13 protein-coding genes are annotated in these 17,801 nt (G+C 67.1%); 1 reads left to right on the top strand and 12 read right to left on the bottom strand.

Annotated elements, in window-relative coordinates; all coding sequences use genetic code 11:
* Positions 1-23: 23 nt before the first annotated feature.
* The 4 genes from IHD13_RS01455 to IHD13_RS01440 all read right to left on the bottom strand — a co-directional run bounded on the left by IHD13_RS01455 (position 24) and on the right by IHD13_RS01440 (position 6,029).
* Positions 24-239 carry a Flp family type IVb pilin gene (locus IHD13_RS01455; protein WP_230086053.1) on the bottom strand — a complete coding sequence of 72 codons (216 nt, stop codon included), beginning with the start codon at positions 237-239 and terminating at the stop codon, positions 24-26.
* Between the two features lie 152 nt (positions 240-391).
* Entirely contained in the window at positions 392-2,047 is a 1,656-nt protein-coding gene (locus tag IHD13_RS01450) for a ShlB/FhaC/HecB family hemolysin secretion/activation protein (RefSeq protein WP_230086052.1), read from the bottom strand.
* 276 nt (positions 2,048-2,323) lie between these two features.
* A complete protein-coding gene (locus tag IHD13_RS01445; protein ID WP_195859258.1) occupies positions 2,324-4,108 on the bottom strand; it encodes a collagen-like triple helix repeat-containing protein in 1,785 nt (594 codons plus the stop codon).
* A gap of 274 nt (positions 4,109-4,382) precedes the next feature.
* Entirely contained in the window at positions 4,383-6,029 is a 1,647-nt protein-coding gene (locus tag IHD13_RS01440; RefSeq protein ID WP_195859257.1) for a collagen-like triple helix repeat-containing protein, read from the bottom strand.
* A 340-nt stretch (positions 6,030-6,369) separates the two neighbouring features.
* Here IHD13_RS01440 and IHD13_RS01435 point away from each other — a divergent pair, with 340 nt between their 5' ends.
* Positions 6,370-7,185, top strand: a complete 816-nt coding sequence (locus IHD13_RS01435) for a helix-turn-helix domain-containing protein (RefSeq protein WP_195859256.1) — start codon at positions 6,370-6,372, stop codon at positions 7,183-7,185.
* 110 nt (positions 7,186-7,295) lie between these two features.
* On the opposite strand, the gene IHD13_RS01430 is transcribed toward IHD13_RS01435, so the two are convergent.
* The 8 genes from IHD13_RS01430 to IHD13_RS01395 all read right to left on the bottom strand — a co-directional run bounded on the left by IHD13_RS01430 (position 7,296) and on the right by IHD13_RS01395 (position 17,649).
* Positions 7,296-7,559 (bottom strand): Lpp/OprI family alanine-zipper lipoprotein, encoded by a 264-nt coding sequence (locus tag IHD13_RS01430; protein ID WP_195859255.1) that lies wholly within the window; start codon positions 7,557-7,559, stop codon positions 7,296-7,298.
* A gap of 211 nt (positions 7,560-7,770) precedes the next feature.
* Complete coding sequence (locus IHD13_RS01425; RefSeq protein ID WP_230086051.1) at positions 7,771-8,331, bottom strand: L,D-transpeptidase family protein; 561 nt, start codon at positions 8,329-8,331, stop codon at positions 7,771-7,773.
* Positions 8,332-8,599: 268 nt separating this feature from the next.
* On the bottom strand, positions 8,600-8,839 hold the full coding sequence (locus IHD13_RS01420) for a hypothetical protein (protein WP_195859253.1): 240 nt from the start codon (positions 8,837-8,839) through the stop codon (positions 8,600-8,602).
* A 136-nt stretch (positions 8,840-8,975) separates the two neighbouring features.
* Entirely contained in the window at positions 8,976-10,568 is a 1,593-nt protein-coding gene (locus IHD13_RS01415) for an ABC-F family ATPase (RefSeq protein WP_195859252.1), read from the bottom strand.
* Between the two features lie 110 nt (positions 10,569-10,678).
* Positions 10,679-13,786, bottom strand: a complete 3,108-nt coding sequence (locus IHD13_RS01410) for an efflux RND transporter permease subunit (protein WP_195859251.1) — start codon at positions 13,784-13,786, stop codon at positions 10,679-10,681.
* The gene (locus IHD13_RS01405) at positions 13,783-14,895 is read right to left on the bottom strand and encodes an efflux RND transporter periplasmic adaptor subunit (RefSeq protein WP_195859250.1); all 1,113 of its coding nucleotides are present in this window, start codon (positions 14,893-14,895) and stop codon (positions 13,783-13,785) included. The genes IHD13_RS01410 and IHD13_RS01405 overlap by 4 nt, the downstream gene beginning before the upstream one ends.
* Positions 14,892-17,102 carry a TolC family protein gene (locus IHD13_RS01400; RefSeq protein WP_195859249.1) on the bottom strand — a complete coding sequence of 737 codons (2,211 nt, stop codon included), beginning with the start codon at positions 17,100-17,102 and terminating at the stop codon, positions 14,892-14,894. Before IHD13_RS01400 ends, IHD13_RS01405 begins: the two co-directional genes overlap by 4 nt.
* Before the next feature lie 85 nt (positions 17,103-17,187).
* Positions 17,188-17,649 (bottom strand): DUF6586 family protein, encoded by a 462-nt coding sequence (locus IHD13_RS01395; protein WP_195859248.1) that lies wholly within the window; start codon positions 17,647-17,649, stop codon positions 17,188-17,190.
* Positions 17,650-17,801: the final 152 nt, after the last annotated feature.

Raw genomic sequence — 17,801 nt, 5'->3', positions numbered from 1 at the left:
TCCCTGCGAAGGATTTATTTTTATTACTCGATAGCCTCTTTCAACTCAGTAAAAATTCCACTGATCGCCGTACTAATCGGGTCAATAAAAACGACAATAGCAATTACAATCATTGCCGCAATCACCACATACTCGATGGCGCTAGCCCCCCGCTGCTTACGGAATTTCGGGCGATTAAGCCGCATGGCCACGGCGCCGCGTTGCGTTAGTTCGGTGCTCTTCTCGATCAGCTTGTTCATGGTTATCACTCCCTGCGTTAACCAATGCCCCTTGTTATCGAGGCTTTTACTTTCTCGGCCACCCTAAGGTGGTGCTTTACACGACGCTCCGCCAGGCCGAAGTGAAACGAAGCGTCAACGTAGCCCGGCGAGGCACCGCCGGGCCATCCTCACTAGCCGCCCAGGTTCCAGCTGATCCGGGCATTGATGCGACCGTCGCGGCTGTCGGTATCCAGGTCCCGGTCACCGATGGGCTGGGCATACTCGATGCCCAGGCGGTAGAGGCTGCCCTGACTCAGCTCGACCCCCGCCACCGCCGAGGCGATCTCATGCTCGGTATCCCGCTCGTTGAAGCGCGTGCGAGCACCATCCACCAGCAGGTAGGGTTCCACCGAGCCGATCCAGTCGCCGGCCACCGGCTGCAGATAACGCAGCTCGATCTCGCCGGCGATGCCGTAGTCGCCTTCCGCCTGGCTATCACCATAGCCGCGACCGAAGCGGTTGCCGCCATAGTTGCCCTGCTCCGGCGATGGCAGGGTATCATTGGACCAGAAACCGGCGACCCGGCTGGTCAGCCGCCAGCGAGGCGCCAACTGCTCCACCCAGCGGGCCTGGCTGCCCAGGCGGGTAAAGTGCAGCTCCTCCGGCTGATTGACCGAGGTGACAGCGCTACTCAGACGATTGCGATTACCGCCCAGGTCGACCCCCTGGCGAAGATCACCGCGCCACTCGAGGAGGCGCTCCTGACTGGCCCGCTGGATACGGGTATTGAGCTCCAGGGCAGAGAAATTGAGGCGACGCTCGAGCAGGGCCTGTTCTTCCTCGATGAACAGCGACCGCTGGTGGTGGTGGTCCACCTGCCCCCCCAGGAACCACTGGAACTGACGGGACAGGTGCAAGGGGTAGTCGAGCCCGACACGATAGCGCTCGGTGACCTTCTCCTCGCGGGCCTGCTGGTTGCCCAGCAGGCTGACGCCGGTCGCCTCCTCGGTCTCGAAGCGACTGGCCGCCAGGCTCAGGCGCAGGCCATCGGTGCCCAGTTCCTGCTGGTACTCGGCGGCATAGAACTCGTCGTCGCTATCGATGGGCAACAGGGCCGCCAGCGACAAGCGCTCGGCGTAACGGGTATTGGATTGCAGCGTGAGGTTGGCCAGCACCTGGAAGTCATCTTCATCACCGCCCTGCAGTGACAGGCCGCCATCCAGGGCCCGCATGCCGCGCTCCTCCACCCGCAGGGTAGTACCGCCACTCGGCGTGCGCGGCACCGGCGCATTGATCGCCAGCTGCGCCCCGGGAATGCGCTCCATCAGGGCGGTATAGCGCTCGAAGGTAGCCCGGGTCAGCGGGCGTTCATCGACGATGCGCTCGGCGAGGCGCTGCACGCGGCTGGCCACGGAGGCCTTGTCGATGGCGATCTCGGTTCGGGCGATATAGCCCTCGACCACCACCACGGTGACGACGCCATTGCGAAAGTTATTATCCGGCAGGTAGGCATAAGAGAGCGGGTAGCCCGCCTCCTGGTAGCGCCGTGTGATCGCTTCGACGGCATCGATCAGCTCGCCTACCGACACGCGCTGGCCCAGCATGGGACTCATGCCACTGGCGAGATCGTCGAGCTCGAAGACGGTGCCGCCACGGAAGTCGAGATGGGACACCGGCACCTGGGTCTCGCGACTGATGGCCCCTGCCACCTGCGGCAGGGAGACCTGCGTCGCGCTGCGCCGGGCCTCGGCGTCGCGCATCTGCTCCAGGCCGGGCACCTGAGTCGGCTGGTTTTCATCCACCAGTGACGGGGAGTCACTGCCATGGGCCGTGAAGGCCAGCCCCATCAGGCCGGCCGCCGTGAGGGCGAGAAGCGGAGATCGTGCTGAATTGGCAGCGCTTCGTTGCGCTAGCCCCTTGATTGCGTTCATATATCCTTTCCCTGGACCAGTGGCGCTCTTCGGCACCTACTATAATTATTCTTCGTCTCGATTGTAAGTTAGCTCTACCAAAGAATAGCGACTCACACCAGTCTAAGCATTAAAGAAACGTTAATTCATTCACCCTGAATTCAGGACCCGTGGGCACCGGCGGGCAATTCACCCTCCGGTGCCCAGGACGTCTTACTGGTCGCTGCCGCTGGTCGAACCACCCAGCAGGCCACCGGTCAGGCCATCCACGGTGCCGAGCACGCCACCGAGCAGACCATCGCCGCCACCGAGCAGACCGCCTTCCTCGCTGCCGCCAAGCAGGCCACCGGTCAGGCCGTCCACGGTGCCGGTCACTCCGCCCAGCAGACCACCATCGCTACCGAGCAGGCCGCCTTCGCCACCCAGCAGGCCGCCTTCGCCGCCCAGCAGGCCACCGGTCAGGCCATCCACGGCGCCGGTCACTCCGCCCAGCAGACCACCATCGCCACCGAGCAGACCGCCTTCGCCGCCCAGCAGGCCACCGGTCAGGCCGTCCACGGTACCGGTCACTCCGCCCAGCAGACCACCATCGCTACCGAGCAGACCACCATCGCCTCCCAGCAGGCCACCGGTCAGGCCGTCCACGGTACCGGTCACTCCGCCCAGCAGACCACCATCGCCACCGAGCAGACCGCCTTCGCCGCCCAGCAGACCACCATCACCACCGAGCAGACCACCCTCACCGCCCAGCAGCCCATCACCCAAGAGGCCGCCGTCACCGCCAAGCAGGCCTCCATCCAGCAACCCAGACGCTTCCCCGGTCGTCAGCAGGCCACCCGTGTCGGCCACCAGCTGCCCTACGCCACCCAGGGTCCCCCCGAGCCCCCCCAGCAGCGGATCCTTGCCGCCCAGGGTATCGCCCAGCATGACCACGACACCGCCTACTTCGTTAAGCAGGTCATTGGCCACCGGACCGACCACCAGGGCATCCCCAAGCTGCTGGGTCGTCCCCTCCACGGAGAGCAGCACCGGACGCACCACTCCCGTCAGCTCAGAAGTCAGGCCGGCCAGGTGACCATTCTCATCGGTGAGGGTCAGCGTCAGGGAGTCACCAAGGACAGAGACCGTGCCCCCCAGGTCCCCCACCGTCTTGCCGAGGGTGGACACCAGCCCCGTGGCTTCATCCACTTGCATCAAGACAGGCAGGGTATTGAGCGCAGTCACGGTATCCCCCAGGGCCCCCACGGCCCGACCGGTATCGCCCAGGGTACCGGTAACGCCGCCCAGGGTGGTGCCCAGGGCATTGTCATTGGTGGCATAACTGCCCAACCCATCCCGCAAGCCGCTGGCCAGGCTATTCACCCCGGTACCGAGGTGCACCAGGACTTCCCCGGTGCCATCGGTCACCGCACCGACCAACGGCAATTCCTGCTGGCTGATCCCTTCGCCGAGCACGGTCACGGTACCGCCGACCCCTTCGCTGGCATCGGCGGTGTCCTGAACCATCATTTCCAGCACGGTCAGGCCAGCCTGATCGCCATCGTCGCCGCCGCCGTTGTCGCCGCCGTTGTCACCGCCGTTGTCGCCGCCGTTGTCGCCGCCGTTGTCGCCGCCGTTGTCGCCGCCGTTGTCGCCGCCGTTGTCGCCGCCGTTGTCACCGCCGTTGTCGCCGCCGTTGTCGCCGCCGTTGTCGCCGCCGTTGTCGCCGCCGTTGTCGCCGCCGTTGTCGCCGCCGTTATCACCGCCGTTATCGCCGCCGTTGTCACCGCCGTTATCGCCGCCGTTATCGCCGCCGTTATCGCCGCCGTTGTCACCGCCGTTGTCGCCGCCGTTGTCACCGCCGTTATCGCCGCCGTTGTCACCGCCGTTATCGCCCCCATCAGAAATACCACTACCACCCGAGGGCAGCGTCAGGGTCGAACTCCCGCTGCAGCCAGCCATGGAAATAGCAGCGACGAGCACGGCCAGGGGAAATAGACGAGTTCCTTTCATATTCATGGCACTTTTCCTTTGAATGATATCCCTATTCTTCGCCGGACAAATCACGAGCCCGACCTAACACAATCACAAATTATCGTTAATTATTCTCTTGAAGAAAAATCAGAGATCTCCTACAAACGGTAGCGGCAACCGCCTAAGCGCATTACCGCCAATAGACTGACAGTGGCAAGGCATCTCACGACAGGCTATCGAAGGCGCTTCGCCGGAGAAGAGGGATCAGTTCGGAAGAGACAAAAGAAGCGGTGGCGGAATAACTCCGCCACCGCCCCTATTACTGCTGCCCCCCGAGCAGCCCCCCACCAAGCAGGCCACCACCAAGCAGGCCGCCACCGAGCAAGCCGCCTTCCACACTTCCTTCGGCACCTCCTTCCACGCCACCGCTCACACTACCGGTAACGCCGCCCAGCAGACCGCCGGTCAGGCCATCCACGGTGCCGGTGACACCACCCAGCAGGCCGCCGTCGCCGCCGAGCAGGCCACTCTCACCGCCCAGCAGGCCGCCGGTCAGGCCATCCACGGTGCCGGTGACACCACCCAGCAGGCCGCCGTCGCCGCCGAGCAGGCCACTCTCACCGCCCAGCAGGCCGCCAGTCAGGCCATCCACGGTACCGGTGACACCACCCAGTAGACCGCCGTTGCCGCCCAGCAGGCCGCCAGTCAGGCCATCCACGGCGCCGCCATCACTTCCGACCAGCCCGCCCAGCAGGCCATCATTTCCACCGAGCAGGCCACCCTCACCGCCCAGCAGACCGCCGGTCAGGCCATCCACGGTACCGGTGACACCACCCAGCAAGCCAGCATCACCGCCCAGCAGGCCACCCTCGCCGCCCAGCAGGCCGCCTGTCAGACCGCCCTCGCCGTCGAGCAGTCCAGCGGTCAAGCCGCCGAGCAGGCCACCGTCGTTGCCCAGGAGACCACCGATCAGCCCGGCCTCACTGCCCAGCAGACCGCCATCACCGCCAAGCAGCCCATCGAGCAGCCCTCCTCCCAGAAGATCGCCGCCCTCGCCACCAGTCAGCAGCCCACCGAGATCACCCACCAGGTTACCGGCCCCGGTTACCGTGCCACCCAGGCCGGCGAGCCGCGGATCCTTGCCACCCAGGGCACCACCGAGACCGACGACGACACCACCCACCTGGCCAAGCAGGTCATTGGCTACCGGCCCCACGATCAGGGCATCCCCCAGGTGTTGAGTCGTGCCTTCCACGGAAACCAGTACCGGACGAACTACCGCGCTCAGCTCGCTGGTCAAACCGGCCAGATGGCCATCGTCATCGGTCAGAGTCAGGGTCAATACATCACCGACGCTGGTGACGGTTGCCCCCAGATCACCAACGGTCTTGCCCAAGGTAGTGACCAGGCCGGTGGCCGCATCGACCTGCATCAGCACCGGCAGCTCATTGAGCCCCTCGACGGTACTTCCCAGGGCGCCCACGGCCCGGCCGGTATCGGAGACGGTACCGGTGGCACCGGCCAGGGTCGTCCCCAGGGCATTGTCATTCTCGGTAAAGCTGCCCAGGCCGTCTCTCAGGCCCGTGGAGAGGCTGTTGACGCCATCCCCCAGATGTACCAGCACCTGCCCCGTTCCATCGGTGACCCCACCGATCAGGGGTACCTCCTGCTGACTCAAGCCTTCGCCGAGCACCACGACGGTATCACCCAGCCCCTGAGTCACATCACCGGTATCTTGGACGACCTGCTCGACGCTACCACCGGCCACCTGGCCGTTATCGCCGCCGTTGCCGTTATCGCCGCCATTGCCATTGTCGCCGCCGTTGCCCCCGCCATTGTCGCCATTGCCGGCGCTATCGTTGCCGCCTCCCGGAACGGTCAGGGAGGTGCTGCCGCTACAACCGGCAAGGGAGATGGCGGCGACCAGGGCGGCCAGAGGAAGAAGACGAATTCCCTTCGTACGCATAACACTATCCTCACAGTTTCATTATTGGGATGACTTCTGTGAATTAAGCGTATGCCGACACCGCGCCAGTCAGAAAGGCACGGGACAAGAAGTTGAGACATGGCTTACACGCCACGGAGAGGAGGGATTACATCATCCCTCGCCATCAGGTCATGGAATTCTTCTCGTTTTAACTATCCAATAGAAACAAATAACTTGCTTTGCAGTTCCAGCAATTTTACCGCCACTCTCAAGCCTCTTGATCATGGCACTCACCGGCCGCCGAAAATAACATCGAAGTAAATAAAAAGAGATGAATAGGCGCCGAGCATCTTGAAAAAACAAACTCAGGGATCCTATTGTGCTCGATAACAAGGCGAGTTCCGAGATTCGTGCTGCCGAACTCTGGCTGGACGACACCACGACCCAAGCGCGCAGCATCGCCGAGCTGGCCACTTACCTGGGCTATTCCGAGTCGCATATCCGGCGCCACTTTCTCCGCTGCTTCGGCATGGGACCGGCCCGCTATCGCAACACCCTTCGCCTGGAGCGGGCGGCCAGCCTGCTGCTTCGCACCTCCAGGCGAGTCATCGATATCGCCGAAAGCTGCGGCTTTCGCAGCCATGCCATCTTCAGCCGCGCCTTTCATCACCACTTCGGCACCAGCCCCACCCGGTTTCGTCGCCGCCATGGCCGTCCCACCATCCTTCCGAAGGCATCGCGCCTTGACGTCCGCGTCACGACATGCCCGACCATATCCCTGTGGTCCATACGCCATTACGGGTATCCCGCACCACAGTCGCTACCCCAGCTGTGGGAGCGCCACCGAAGCCACCACGCCTGGGGCATGCGCCCCCTCCCGGACGGCATTGCCCTTCTGCTCCCGGATGACCCCGCCATTACCCCGAGGCATCGTCAACGCATCGACATCGGGTTCCAGGGCACCACGGCCTGGCCCCCGAGCCCCTACCACCGGCGCCTCACCTGCCCGGAGACCCTGGCCGCCTCGCTGACCTTCGATGACCTGTCGCTCTTGCCCAGCCTGCATGCCTACCTGCTCGACCATTGGCTGCCCGACCAGTCGCTGGACTATACTGCCGCCCCCGCGCGCGTCATCCGAGACGAGCGGCATCAGCGCTTCGATCTGCTCTTGCCGCTCGGACAGGGCAGCCCCTGATTCATCAGGGCCATACATAAAACAGGGCCCCCGGCCGAAGCCGGGGGCCCTGATCAGACAAGATGCCTGAAGCAACGCACCGGGATGCCAGTGCCCTGCTGGTACAAGCATTACTTGTACATGGAGCGCTCGAACATGCGGTTCATCTCTTCGCGGTTCTGCTGAGACATCTGCAGGGCCGCTTGAGCGTCACGCTGAGCCTGGTTGGCGGTGTTCTGCGCCTGGGTGGCGATGCTGCGAGCCTCGGCTGCGTCGGCCTGAGCGGACTCGGCAGTCATGCGCACTTCTTCCAGGGCGCTGGTGGATGCACAGCCGGCCAGGATGGCCAGGGAGGCTGCAGCAGCGGTCAGCTTCAGAGTGCTCTTGAGGGTCATAACGTTCTCCTTGAGGGTCTTCCTTGGTTTAGCCCGGGTCGGACAAGGTCCAATCCCTTGGGCAGGTCTGCTTGCCACCGAAGCGAGCCGTCTCGCCTTCCACTTCGGCCAGCGTGACCGCAACGGCCAAGCCGTCTTAGTCAAACGCTGTTTTATTATAGACGTAGTGCCTTTGTCTACTACAGAAGTTCTTGGTTTCACGATCCTTAGCCTAGCGGATCACCACCCGTGTGCCAATGTCGACCAGTTGCGACAGGCGCTCGATCTGCTCATTGGTCACCGCCACGCACCCCTGGGTCCAGTGGAACTGCCGGTGAACATCGGGATCCCCCTGTCCCAAGCCATGAATGCCGATATAGCCCCCCAGGATGGTGTCCTGGGGCGGACGGCCATGGCGTCGCAAATAGGCGAAATAGTCATCATATTCCGCCTGACTCATCACCCCGGCGTTCAGGGCGTCCCGGGCATGCCAGGGGGTCGGGTAGTCGAGCCCCATGAAGATATGGAAGGGGCTCTCGAAGTTGAAGCGATCGATACGAAACTCCCCGGTCGGCGTGCGACGATCGCCCCGGGTGCGGATGGGTGCCGCACCAGCGCGACCCAGGGAGACCGGCTGCATCCGTTCCAGCTCCCGGTGCCCGCGGTAGACATAGAGGGTGGAGCTGCGGTCATCCACCAGCAGCCATAGCTCGTTGTCATGGCGTGGCGCGAAACGCTCCTCCAGATCGACCAGATTGGCCTGTGCCAGGGAAGCGGCAAGAGTGAACAACAAGGTGACGCCCAAGCAAGAAAAGAGGTGACGCATCCTGATATCTCGATCAATGACCCAATACCCGAGCCCCCATGGCCGGGCCGACGACTCGCCTATCCTACCACCCCGGTGGCTCGGGTCACGCCTCTTTACACGCCCCGAACCGCGTGCGCGTCAACGTGGTGTCAACACCTGGCGACCACCGATCCGACGGGCTGATTGCTCCCCGAATACGACAGCGCCTCCGTCGCCGGGACAAGGGCGTCGGAGGCGCGACCACAAGGGGCGATCAATGCAGGGTGGCGGGCATCTCGTCGGACGCCTCTTCGCCCTCTTCCATCAGATGACTGCGCGAGAGCGCATGGTCGATCATCTCCTGGGCCACCTCGAAACGGGCACGGCGCAGCAGCTCGGCGGCCTCCTCGGAGAAGCGGATCCTCACCAGAGGCTCGCCCTCTCCCTCAGCGCTGCGCAGCACGATCTCGCCATCGGCGAGCTCGACGATTTCCAGGACTGCGGTCTCGGACACCCGAACCTCCTCGATTCAATGGCAATAGAAAGCGGCCATGGCAAGTTCCATGGCCGCTATCGTCAATGGCTAGCCTAACATCGTGGCCCGGCAGCGGCCAGCGGCAATCGCCCCGGGCCAAGGGGGTAGCCTCGGCTCAGCCGAACAGGCCCTGGCTCCTCAGGTAGTCGTCGTAGCTGCCGCTGAAGTCGGTGATGCCCGCCTCGCTCATGTCGAGGATACGGGTGGCCAGGGAGGAGACGAACTCCCGGTCGTGACTGACGAAGATCAGGGTCCCCGGGTAGTGCTCCAGGGCCAGGTTGAGGGCCTCGATGGACTCCATGTCCAGGTGGTTGGTGGGCTCGTCCATCAGCAGCACATTGGGGCGGGTCAGGGTCAGCTTGCCGAACAGCATGCGCCCCTGCTCGCCCCCTGAGATCACCTTGACCGACTTGCCGATATCGTCGCTGGAGAAGAGCATGCGCCCCAGCGCCCCGCGAATCACCTGCTCGCCGCCATCGGTCCACTGGGCCATCCACTCGAAGAGGGTGGCGTCATGGGCAAAGTCGGCGGCGTGGTCCTGGGCGAAATGACCGAGTTCGGCGCTGTCGGTCCACTTCACGCTGCCGGCCAGCGGCGAAAGCTCCCCGGCCAGGGTCCTGAGCAGGGTGGTCTTGCCGATGCCGTTGGGACCGATGATAGCGATGCGCTCGCCGGCCTCGACGGTCATGCCGAAGCGCTCGAACAGCGGCGCCTCGCCGGGGTAGCCCTGGGTGACCCCCTCCACATTGACCGCGTTGCGGTGGATCTTGCGGGCCTGCTCGAAGCGGATAAAGGGGCTGACCCGGCTCGACGGCTTGATCTCCTCGAGCTTGATCTTGTCAATCTGGCGCGCCCGGGAGGTGGCCTGCTTGGCCTTGGAGGCGTTGGCCGAGAAGCGACTGACGAACTGCTGCAGCTCGGCGATCTGCGCCTTCTTCTTGGCGTTGTCGGCGTGCTGGCGCTCGCGGGCGGCGGTGGCCGCGGTCATGTAGTCGTCGTAGTTGCCCGGGAACAGCTTGATCTCGCCGTAGTCCAGGTCCGCCATATGGGTGCAGACGCTATTCAGGAAGTGGCGGTCGTGGGAAATGATGATCATGGTGCTGTTGCGCGCGGTCAGCACCCCCTCCAGCCAGCGGATGGTGTTGATGTCCAGGTGGTTGGTGGGCTCGTCGAGCAGCAGCACATCGGGGTCGGCGAACAGCGCCTGGGCCAGCAGCACGCGCAGCTTCCAGCCCGGCGCCACCTCGCTCATGGGGCCCGAGTGCTGTTCCAGCGGAATCCCCAGCCCCAGCAGCAGTTCCCCGGCGCGAGCCTCGGCGGTATAGCCGTCGAGCTCGGCGAAGCGCACCTCCAGGTCGGCCACCGCCATGCCATCTTCCTCGCTCATCTCGGGCAGCGCATAGATGCGCTCCCGCTCGGCGGCCACCTGGGCGAGCTCGGCGTTGCCCATGATCACGGTGTCGATGACCCGCTCGTTCTCGTAGGCGAACTGATCCTGGCGCAGCTTGCCGAGCCGGGCCCCCGACTCGACCATCACCTGGCCCGAGGAGGGCTCCAGGTCGCCACCGAGGATCTTCATGAAGGTGGACTTGCCGCAGCCGTTGGCGCCGATCAGGCCGTAGCGATGGCCATTGCCGAACTTGATGGAGACGTTCTCGAACAGGGGCTTGGCCCCGAACTGCATGGTGATATTGGCGGTGGAGATCAAGGATAAGGGTCCGGTCGGTACATAGAAGAGGCGCGATTGTACCGGTTATGGCCGCCCGACACACCGGGGCCCTGCACCGTCGCCCGGTGGCGGGCGACGGTGCCTAGGGGTCAGGCCCGCTCGAAAGACACGCCCATCAGCAGTGAATAGAGCACCGGCACCACGCAGAGGGTAATCAACGCCGCCGCCCACAGGCCGAAGATGATGGCGATCGCCATGGGGGCCCAGAGGAGCCCGCCGCCCAGCCACAGGGGCAGCAGGCCACCGCTGGTGGTCAGGGTCGACATGACCACCGGGCGCAGGCGCCGCCGCCCCGCCTCCAGGATCGCCTCCTGGGGCGATCCCTGCCGGCGTTCCAGGTCGATGCGATCGATCAGCACGATGGCGTTGTTGATGACGATGCCGGCCAGCGACACCACCCCGAGGAAGGTCATGATGCCGAAGTGGGAGCCGGTGATCGTCAGGCCCAGGATCACGCCGATCAATGACAGCGGAATGGTCGCCAGGATGATCAGCGGCCGGCGCAGGGAGTTGAACTGCACCACCAGCAACAGCAGGATCACCATGGCGCCAATCGGCAGCTTCTCGGCAATGGAGTCGGTGGCCACCCGAGAGGACTCCACCTCGCCGCCAAACTCGAAGAAGACCCCGTTCGGCCACCGGGCCTGCTCGGCCTCGAGCCAGGGGCGCAGCTCCGCGGCCACGCCGGCAGCGGTCACCCCTGGCGCCAGCTCCGCCTCCACCGAGATCGTGCGAAAGCGATCCCGGCGCAGGATGCGTGCCGGCCCCCAGTCGAGTTCGACCTCGGCCACCTGGGCCAGGGGCACCCCTACCCCACCACCGGCGGGCAGCACGGTCACCCCCTCCAGGTCATCCGGGGTGCGCGCTTCGCCGCGCTCGTTACGCAGCTGAATCGGCACCAGGGTATCGCCATCCCGGAAGGTGCCCACGGTGAGCCCGGAGAGTGCCGTCTGCAGGCTCAGGGCCACGTCCCGCTCGGTGACGCCGGCACGCAGCGCCCGGGCCGGATCGACCTCGATGCGCAGCCGCTTGGTCCAGTCACCCCAGTCGTCGCGCACCTGGCGGGTGCCCGGCACCTCGACCAGCCGCTGACGCACCTCCTCGGCGATACGCCTCAAGGTCTGCTCATCCTGACCGGAAATGCGCACCGCGAGCGGCACCGTCACCGGCGGGCCGAAGCTGGTCGCCTTGACGCTGGCCTGCAGGTCGGGAAAGCGCTCCACGAGCCAGCCATCCAGCCGCTCGATCACCTCCTCCACCGCCTGCCAGCGATTGGCTTGCAGCAGCATGAAAGCGTATTCGGGGCTCGGCGGCTCGGGGGCGTGATTGATGATATAGCGATCGCCGCCGAAGCCGATAAAGCTGCCCCAGCGCTCGACCCCGTCCCGCGCCCAGCCACCCTGGCCATCGCCCTCGGCGGCAAGCGCCTCGCCCAGGAACGCCTCGATCTCCTCCACCACCGCCTGGGTACGCTCGATGGGCGCCGAGAAGGGCAGGCGCAGCTCCACGGTGACGATGGTGCGTTCCGCCTGGGGGAAGAAGATCTTCGGCAGCGGCCCGAAGCCGAGCCAGGCCAGCCCCAGCAGCGCCCCCACCCCCAGCAGGGTCAAGGCCCGGTGGCGCAAGAGCGCGAGCAGCAGCCGGCGATAGCCCCCATAGACCCGCTCGCTCAGCCGCGCCGCCAGCCCCGGGGGCGCGGCCTCGGCGGCCTCGTCCCCGGCGGGCTTGACGCGAATAAAGGCCACGCAGAGCAGCGGAATCATGGTCAGCGAGAGCAGCCAGGAGGAGAGCAGCGTGATGGTCACCACCTGGAAGAGCGAGCGGGTGTACTCCCCCACGTCGGAGACCGCCAAAAACTGGGGCAGGAAGGCCGCCGCCGTGGTCAAGGAGGCGGTCAGCAGGGGGAAGCGCAGCTGCCGGGCGGAGTCCAGGGCGGCCTGGCGCACCGTCTTGCCCTCCCGGGCCGCCACCTGGATCGACTCCACCATGACGATGGCGTTATCCACCAGCATCCCCAGGGCAATGATCAGGGCCCCCAGGGACACCTGATCGAGGCCAATATCGAAGAGCCCCATCAGGGCCAGGCAGGCCAGTATCGCCGAGGGCACCAGGCTCGCCACGATCAGCCCGGTACGCAGCCCCAGGAAGAGCAGCATCACCACACAGACCAGGGCCACCGCCTGGAGCAGGTTGATCAGGAACTCGTTGATGCGCTCCTCGACCCGATCCGGCTGATTGGCCAGCACCTCGAAGGTGAGCCCCAGGGGCAGCTCCCGCTCGAAGCGCGCGACCGTCGCCTCGACCTGCTCGCCGAGGCCGAGAATATTGCCCCCTTCGCGCATGGCGATGGCAATGGCCAGCCCCTGGACGCCCCCGGCGTGATAGCGGGTCATGGGCGGATCCGCATACCCGTGGCGCACTTCCATCAGCGACCCCAGCGGCACCAGGGTGCCATCGGGCAGCGGCAGCAGGGCCTGACGAATGTCATCGAGTCGGGTGAAGTTGCCGGTGGGCTCGAGCACCAGGCGCTCGTCGCCGGTGCGGATCGCCCCGCCAGGCAGCACGATATTGCGGGCGGCGAGCAGCTGCGCCAGCCCCTGGGGGGAGACGCCGAGCTCCGCCAGCCGCGCCTCGCGGTAGTCGAGGAAGATCCGCTCCTCGGCGTAGCCATGAATAGTGACCTTGGCCACATCATCGAGCCTCAGCAGGCGGTCGCGCAGGTCATCGGCGACCGCCTTGAGCTCCGCCGGCTCAAAGCCCTCGCCAGTCAGCGAGAGCATGATGCCAAAGACATCGCCGAACTCGTCGTTGATGATCGGCGCCATGGCCTCATCGGGGAGCCGGCCGCGGGTATCCCCCACCTTGCGACGCAGCTTGTCCCAACCGGCCTGGACATCCCGAACCTCCGGGCGCAGCTCCACGCGGATAATCGAGACCCCGGCCCGGGAGGTACTCTCCACATGGTCGAGCTCCGGCATCTCCATGATGGCGGCCTCCAGCGGGTCGGTGACCAGCTGTTCGACCCGCTCCGGGGTGGCCCCGGGCAGGTAGGTGACCACCTGGGCCACCCGCACTGTTACCGCCGGATCCTCGGCCCGGGAGAGGGAGAAGTAGCTGATCACCGCCCCCAGCAGCACCACCAGAAGCCCGGCGATGGTCACCCGGTTGTAGCGCAGTGCCGCTTCGGTCAGGCTCACGGCGCCACCTCCCCACCGTCCGCGTCCTCGATCAGGCGAACCCGCAGGCCGTCATGGAGCCGGCTCATGCCCGCCACGATCAGCGCCTCGCCGGCGGCGAGGCCCTCGGTCACCGCCAGACGCTCCCCCCGACGCTCTCCCAGGGTGACCGGGCGCCGCCGCACCCAGGCCTCCCCGGCGGCCTCCCGCGAGGCCTCGGCCACATAGACGAAATGGCCATCCAGGTCCCGCTGCACCGCCACCATCGGCACCCAGAGCCCGGCCCGGGCCGCCACCGGCACCCCCAGCTCGGCGGACATCCCCGGGCGCAGCCGTGACCGGCTGGCCTCGGGCAACTCGCCCAGGGTCACCCGCAACGGCCAAGTGGCCTGACGCGGATCTACCGGCAGGCCGATCTCGGAGACCAGCCCGCTCAGGGTCAACTCGAGCAGTGGCAGATGCACCCGCACCGGAGCGCCTGGCACCACCCCATCGAGCAGATCCTCGGAGAGGGCGGCACGCACCTCCAGCTCATCCCCACAGGCGAGCACCAGCACCGGCTGGCCCGGAGCGACGTTCTCGCCGGCCTCCACCAGGCGGCTGGCCACTCGGCACTCGCCGGGGGCCTCCAGGCGAGCGAAGGCCAGCTGGCGCTCGGCCAGGGCCAGGGCATCACGCCCGCTCTGGCGCTGGGCCCGGGCCGTCTCCACCTGGGCCCGGGCGGCATCCAGATCCCGCGCCGGGGCGCTGCCCGCCTCATAGAGTCGGCGGGCACGCTGCCACTGGGCCTCCGCATTGGCCGCCGCCGCCTCGGCACCGGCCAGGGCCGCCCGGGCCCGATCACGCTGCAGGCGCAAGTCGGTCGCATCCAGGCGCGCCAGCGGCTGCCCAGGGGCGACCGTCTCCCCCACCGCCACCTGATACGCCTCGAGCTGGCCCGCCACACGAAAGCTGAGTCGCCGGTTGGCGGCGGCCTCCAGCCGGGCGGGAAGCTCACGCTCGGCCACGGCGCCATTCTCCTCCAGGATCAGGGTTCGCACCGGGCGCAGGGGCGCCTCCTCCAGCGGCTCGTCGCCACACCCCGCCAGCACCAGGGCCAGCAGTGCCACACAGGCGCCGCGCATCCTCATCGGTTCTCTCCTTGAGTGTCGCGCCAAGAGGCGCCTCCCAGCAGGCGCTCACGCGCCTCTGCCTCCATGGGCCCCGGGGTCATTCCCAGGGCCCGCTGTAAATGCACCAGGGCCTGCAGGGCCTGCCACCGGGCCTCCGCCGCCGCCAACCCCGCCTGACGAGCGCTGGTGCGGGCATCCAGCAGGGCGACCTGGGAGAGCGCCCCTTCGCGCCAGCCGGCTTCGGCCAGTCGCAGCGCCGTCTCGGCATGGGCCTGGGCATCCTCACGCAGGGCGATACGCCGCCAGGCCGCCGCCAGCTCGACGCTCGATGCCCGCAGCCGGGCCTCCAGGCCCAGGCGCGCCTCGGCATCCTCCAGGGCGACCTGGGTCAGGCGTGCCGCGGCGCGATCCTGCTCGATGCGACGCTGCCCCCCGGCATAGAGCGGCAGCCGCGCGGAGACACCGAGGCTCCATTGATCCTGCCCGGTCTCAGGCAGCCGGATGCCCAGGGCCTCGGCCTGCCCCACTACTCCCTGTACCTGAGGGTGGCTGGACTCCCAGGGGGCCCGCTCACCCTCACCGTCCCGGGCCAGCTCCGTGGTGTAGCGCGCCTCGAGACCCACCTGGGGCAGCCAGAAGGCGCGACGCCGAGAGCTCAGCTCGCGCTGTGCCGCTCGGCGCAAGGCCCCCAGGGCCTCGAGTTCCCGAGACGCCGCCAGGGCCTCGCCGACCAGGCGATCCTGCCAGGCGGCGAGGCTCGCGGGAGAGTCCAGCACCGCCGCGAAACGCGCGTCGCCGCCCAGCCACTCGGGGCGATCGAGGTCCGGTGCCGCCGGCGCCAGGGGGGCGTCGGGGTCACGCCCCAGTTGCCGATTCAGGACCAGCTGCAGGCGGGCCTGATCGGCCTGTACCCGCTCGAGGCGCTCTCGAGCCTGAGCCAGCTCCGCCTCGAAACGCGCCACCTCGCCCTGGCCCAGGGCGCCGGCCGCCGCGCTGCGCTGGGCCTGATCCCGCAGCGCCCGGGCCAAGCCCAGGTCCGCCTCGAGCACCTCATGGCTGGCGTCGAGGCGCAGCAGGGAAAGAAAGTCGCGGGCCACCTGGAGGGCCAGGTCCAGGCTCTCCGCCTCGAGCTCCGCCCGGCGGGCCCGGTCGAGCTGCTCGGCAATGGCGATGGCGGCCAGGGCAGGCTCGGAAAAGAGCAGCTGCTCGAGCACCGCACCGCCGCTGACCCGGCGCTCGGGCTCCTGGCCCAGGGCCGACCGGGCCCGGGTGTCGTCGATCACCCGGCCGGTGGCCTCTAGATAGAGACTGGGACGATAACGGGCGCCAGCCAGGGCCCCCTCGTAGGCCGCCACCGCCACCTCCTGGCGGGACGCCGCCAGCCCCAGGTTATCGGTCAGGGCCAGGGCCACGGCATGATCCAGGCCCAGCCCTTTATGCGCCTGGCCGCCCCTGGCCTCCACCAGGTGCGCCTCGCTCAACAGGGAGAAACTCGGCGCCCAATCGAGGACGGCGGCGGTATCGAGGTTCAGCCAGATGCGCCCCAACACGGGGCGAGAGTCGAGGGGCTCGGGGCGTCGGCCGCTGGCCAGGTCATCCAGGCGCAGCGCCAAACGGCGCAGGTAGGCCGGGTGATCCAGGGCCCCGGGGGAGGAAAGCAAGGCGCCATGGGTCACCTGGCGGGCATCGGTCAGGGCCAGGGCGGCCACCCCCGCGTCCCGCAACTGGGCAAAGAGCCGTCGTTGGGCGACATCGTCATGGCCCGGCAAGGCCAATACCAGGGCGACCTGAGCCCCCGCCAGGGTGGCATCGGGCAAGCCCGCGCCATCGGCGAGGGCAACGGGAGAGAGGCTCTTGTCCTGGGCGACGGCCTGGGCCGCCAGGGCGGCATGGGCCGCCTCCAGGGTATCGGCGGGGCCGATCAGCAGCACCCGGGAGGCCGTGGCCAGGGGCGGCAATGTCCAGGGGGCGCTAGCCGTGAGGAAGTCCGGGGTTTCCAGAGCCTCCAGCCCAGGGAGGCTGACGCCGCCAGGGGCTGCGACCAGGCGCGACGGCTGGCGGCCCGCCGCCAGCCGCTCGAGCTCCTGGCCGAGGGCGGGAAAGTCCGCCTCACCGCCGGGTAGCAGCCGCGGCGACACGGCAAGCGACGCCGCCAGGGCCAGGGAAGGCGCCAGCAGCACCAGCAGGGGAAGGATGAACAGACGCGTCCATGCGGTGACGTTCATAACGCTCGGCCGGTTGCTAAGAGACCCGACCGATTATAAGGAGACGCCAACGGGAATAAACAGTTGTTTTAATTTTTCCGGCGGCTTACCACTCTTGACTGGTCTCGCGTAGGGCGGGCAGCAGCGCCTTGAACGCCTTGAGACAGCCGGCGAGCTCCTGGGCCAGGGGCACCCCGGCGCTGACCGCGATCAGTTGGCTGGACGCCTCCCGGCGGGCCGCCCCTTCGACCCCATGCAGGGCCTCGAGGCGTGCCAGGAGCCGCGCCAGCCAGCTATCGGGGGCCTCGGCCAGGGCACGCAGCTGGGCCAGCTCCGCCACCGGGGCCGCGTCGGCACCGAGCAGCGCCCGCCAGTCGTGGTGGGGAAGGCGGGCATGCTCGGTGACCTCCCGAAGCAGCGAGTTCAGCGCCAGCTCCAGGGTCACCAGGGCGCCCTCCTCCAAGGCACGGCGCCGGGCATCGCCATGCTCATCGGCCGCGGCCGGCGGCTGCGTCAGCAGCAGTTCGGCCTGATAGAGCAATTGATTGGTACGTCCCGCTGGGGTCATTGACTTGTCACTCCCGATAAAAGGTTCATCACACTTTGGCGTGAACCCTATCGTGGGAGCGCGGCGATCCGGCGTCCCGGTTCGGCCGGCCCGACGCCTCGGCGATATCGCCCGAAGGGCGATCAAGGCGCCTGACGGCGCCAATCGTTCGG

Origin of the sequence: Halomonas sp. 328 (assembly GCF_015645095.1) — a bacterium.
In the GTDB taxonomy this organism is placed as follows: Bacteria; Pseudomonadota; Gammaproteobacteria; order Pseudomonadales; family Halomonadaceae; genus Bisbaumannia.
The sequence above is the reverse complement of the archived record's forward strand: the minus strand, read 5'-3'. Positions and strand labels throughout refer to the sequence as shown.

Excerpts from the sequence above, each read along its gene's own strand:
- IHD13_RS01450 (WP_230086052.1), bottom strand. The coding sequence starts at position 2,047 with ATGGGGCTGGCCTTCACGGCCCATGGCAGTGACTCCCCGTCACTGGTG.
- IHD13_RS01395 (WP_195859248.1), bottom strand. The coding sequence starts at position 17,649 with ATGACCCCAGCGGGACGTACCAATCAATTGCTCTATCAGGCCGAACTG.
- IHD13_RS01440 (WP_195859257.1), bottom strand. The coding sequence starts at position 6,029 with ATGCGTACGAAGGGAATTCGTCTTCTTCCTCTGGCCGCCCTGGTCGCC.
- IHD13_RS01445 (WP_195859258.1), bottom strand. The coding sequence starts at position 4,108 with ATGAATATGAAAGGAACTCGTCTATTTCCCCTGGCCGTGCTCGTCGCT.
- IHD13_RS01405 (WP_195859250.1), bottom strand. The coding sequence starts at position 14,895 with ATGAGGATGCGCGGCGCCTGTGTGGCACTGCTGGCCCTGGTGCTGGCG.
- IHD13_RS01430 (WP_195859255.1), bottom strand. The coding sequence starts at position 7,559 with ATGACCCTCAAGAGCACTCTGAAGCTGACCGCTGCTGCAGCCTCCCTG.
- IHD13_RS01455 (WP_230086053.1), bottom strand. The coding sequence starts at position 239 with ATGAACAAGCTGATCGAGAAGAGCACCGAACTAACGCAACGCGGCGCC.
- IHD13_RS01400 (WP_195859249.1), bottom strand. The coding sequence starts at position 17,102 with ATGAACGTCACCGCATGGACGCGTCTGTTCATCCTTCCCCTGCTGGTG.